General features: G+C 40.1%; 3 protein-coding genes. 2 read left to right on the top strand and 1 reads right to left on the bottom strand.

The annotated features are described in order from the left end of the window. Positions 1-548 precede the first annotated feature (548 nt). Positions 549-818, top strand: a complete 270-nt coding sequence (locus tag ACFO3G_RS03485; protein ID WP_380078024.1) for a hypothetical protein — start codon at positions 549-551, stop codon at positions 816-818. A 616-nt stretch (positions 819-1434) separates the two neighbouring features. Then, positions 1435-2226 carry an ImmA/IrrE family metallo-endopeptidase gene (locus ACFO3G_RS03480; RefSeq protein WP_380078022.1) on the top strand — a complete coding sequence of 264 codons (792 nt, stop codon included), beginning with the start codon at positions 1435-1437 and terminating at the stop codon, positions 2224-2226. Positions 2227-2538: 312 nt separating this feature from the next. Here the strand turns inward: ACFO3G_RS03480 and ACFO3G_RS03475 are convergent, their stop codons facing one another. After that, positions 2539-2802 (bottom strand): T9SS type A sorting domain-containing protein, encoded by a 264-nt coding sequence (locus tag ACFO3G_RS03475; protein WP_380078020.1) that lies wholly within the window; start codon positions 2800-2802, stop codon positions 2539-2541. Positions 2803-2940 lie beyond the last annotated feature (138 nt).

The raw sequence follows: 2940 nt of genomic DNA, 5'->3' as shown, positions 1-2940 counted from the left end.
CGAGTGCAAAGATAGAGCATTTATCCATTCCCCTCCAAATGTTTTGACAAAAAAGTTTTGTGAATGACTCGGTGATTATGGCTTAACTGCCTTTATCCTTGTCGGTTAGGCGTGGAAAATATTTTTTGTATTTGTCGGGAACAAAACAGAAATTAGGGGTGAAATGCCATATTAAGGGGAAAAAGGGAGTGGTCGGGTAAGGAGGTCCGGAGTGGGTTTCGGTGGTCTATGGGGCTTAGAGGTAAAGAACCATTGGGGTGGTTGGGGTGGATCTCATGAGCTCTCCCACTCTTTCTTTATTGTATCGACAGTGTCCCGGGGGGCGATGTCGGGAGAGCTCTATGAGTATTTGGGGAACTGCGATGGAGGATGGCTTACTGAAAATGGATCACTCGGCATGGCTCCTTACGCGCGCGTACATTATATATGTGACAATGCAAATGGATATATAGGCTTTAGGGCTTCATCCTTATGTTGGTCTCCCGGTAAGGGATTATTGATAAAGAGATTCCTTTTTTGTATCTTAGTCACACATTGAATATAGAACCATGGAGATAAGCATATTACTTACCATACTTTTGATTTTCGTATCGCTTGGCGGGCTATTCCTCCAAGAGGGTAAGATATGTCTTGTCATGGAGAGTCAAATCAATGGCTTCATAACTGTCAAACATAATCTCAAGAGTGCTCTCTTTCGATGGACCGGGAAGTTCGTCTTTAGAGGGGTATATTTGTTAAATACTGTTATCTTGATGGACGTTCAAAAAGCGGCTCCATCAGTCCTCATTCAACTTCAAAATCACAACTTCCGGGGTTAGGGGTCTCTGACCTTCTTACCCACTTTGCCCGTTTTATAGTACGAAACGGGCTTTTTTATGCGCTATTTTAACAAATAAGCTCGCGCGAGAAGCAATCTATTCTCGCGCGACTTTCGATCCGTTCTCGCGCGACCTTGACATGCGAAGTCGCGCTGCTTCAGGTGCAACCTCGCGCGAGGTTACCCTCAAGGTCGCGCGAGGATGGATTGCATCTAGCGCGACCTTCCTAAAAAAGCGGGCTGAAGTGCGTTTTTATGCCGCTAATTTGTCCATAAAAAGGAGCGTATACATATATTAACATTCAGATAGGACGGTTTCGTACTATCACTCTTTGGCTCTGTGAAGAATAAACCTCTTTCAGATCAAAAAAAAGGCTGATTTAAGGGGTAAAACAGGTGAGAGTAAATTTACATTATTTAGCTTATTTGAGGCTGATTAGAGCAAAGCACAGTCGCATTTATTATCGTATAAATGCTCTCCTTGATCTATAAAAACCATACCGAAGAGTAAATACTTGAACTTGATCTATAAAAACTGAACAACGCTTACAGCAAGATGCTCCCACGCGCGCGTACATTATAAAGAATCCTTGGCTTTTGAAGAAAGATGCTCTGAAATGCTAAATCTAAAACATCTGTACAAGCATCTTCATTGTCCTTTTACCACGGTCATTGATAGAGTGAAATGGATAAAAAACTTATTTCCATTTGATCTTCTAACCATAGAGGAACAAAAACTACAAGTGGCAGGCCTCTATAAGCATAGTGAAAAAGTAGAAATAGATGAGAAAAATATGCTCACTTGGCTTGTTCTCAATTGGCTGGCTATTTCACAAATTTCAGCTATCAATAGCTATAAACAAGGGAATGCATTGAAAGCTGCACAAGAAATTGCCACCATGGCCAACCAAAGAAGAATGAATATAAACCTCATTAAACAATGCCTTCAGAACTATGGTATCTCTTTAGTTGAGGTTAAGAAGTTGGACAAGGCACCGATTGATGCTTATTCTACAATAGCCAATGGATATCCAACTATCACCGTGACCTATCGTTACAACGATATGGATAAACTTGCTTTTGATATCCTGCATGAGCTTTGCCATATCGACCGACATCTGTCTGACACTCAAAAGGCATTCATTTCCATTGAAGGAACAGAGTATTCCAAAGACCCAAGAGAAAAAGAAGCCAATGAGTTTGCAAAAAATGCACTCATTCCAGAAGACATATGGACTAAGATTTTAAAGGTAGGTTGCAAGAGTCTTTATCCTTATAAAATCGTAAAAACTATAGCAAAAGAGGCCGAAAAATTTGGTATTAGCCCATCTATTGCAGTATCAAGGTATAAGCATGATACCAACTGGTACAAAATTTCAGCTTATCGTTCTCCTAAGATATTTGAGTAACATTCATAGAGTTCCATTGTCGCAATGACAATAGAACTCCATGTCTCTTCAAGAGACAATCGTCATCAACGTAGTTGTTATTTTCCTTTTAAGCATCTTCCCATTCACCCATCTGTCATGACCACCACTGCCTCTCGTCTTTGTATAAGAGGCTCTAAAGCAACAAAAAGCCTGTAAAGATGCACGGCAAATACATCTCTACAGGCTTTATCCGTATCTATCCAACCCAGATATACCGATAGAAAGAGATCGCAGTTAGTAATTATTGAACTGATTATCTTTCTAATCCTCTAAGACATTGAAGGGTTTGGACTATCTTTTGAGGAGTTTCTTTATTGTACCGGTTCCGTCAGCCAATTGTACTTTGACGATATACTCTCCGGAGCTGTTCAACGGAAGATTCATGGTCAGCGTATGACTATCTCCGTCTTGCATAACAACAAGTTTCCCGGTCATGTCAAATATCATCGCTCTGCTGATAGGTGACTGAGATTGTATACCAACTTTATCTGAATCGACCGATATATTTATATTTCCTCTATGATCACTGTAGGGGGAGGCATGGTTTATCCTCAAATAAAATCTCCTGCGATACTGTCCCAAAAAAGTGTGTAAGACCCAAGACTATTATCTTTGAAATTACAAACTAAAAAACGATAAAAAGCATGAACCTTACACAAGTACAAATTAAAGAAATTATTTCGAATTGTCTGT

Source organism: Falsiporphyromonas endometrii, from assembly GCF_042654485.1.
Classification (GTDB): Bacteria; Bacteroidota; Bacteroidia; order Bacteroidales; family Porphyromonadaceae; genus Porphyromonas; species Porphyromonas endometrii.
This window is presented reverse-complemented; position numbering and strand designations above follow the sequence as displayed.

What these genes read in the sequence shown, in the direction of transcription:
- ACFO3G_RS03485 (WP_380078024.1), top strand. Translation starts at nt 549, where the DNA reads ATGGAGATAAGCATATTACTTACCATACTTTTGATTTTCGTATCGCTT.
- ACFO3G_RS03480 (WP_380078022.1), top strand. Translation starts at nt 1,435, where the DNA reads ATGCTAAATCTAAAACATCTGTACAAGCATCTTCATTGTCCTTTTACC.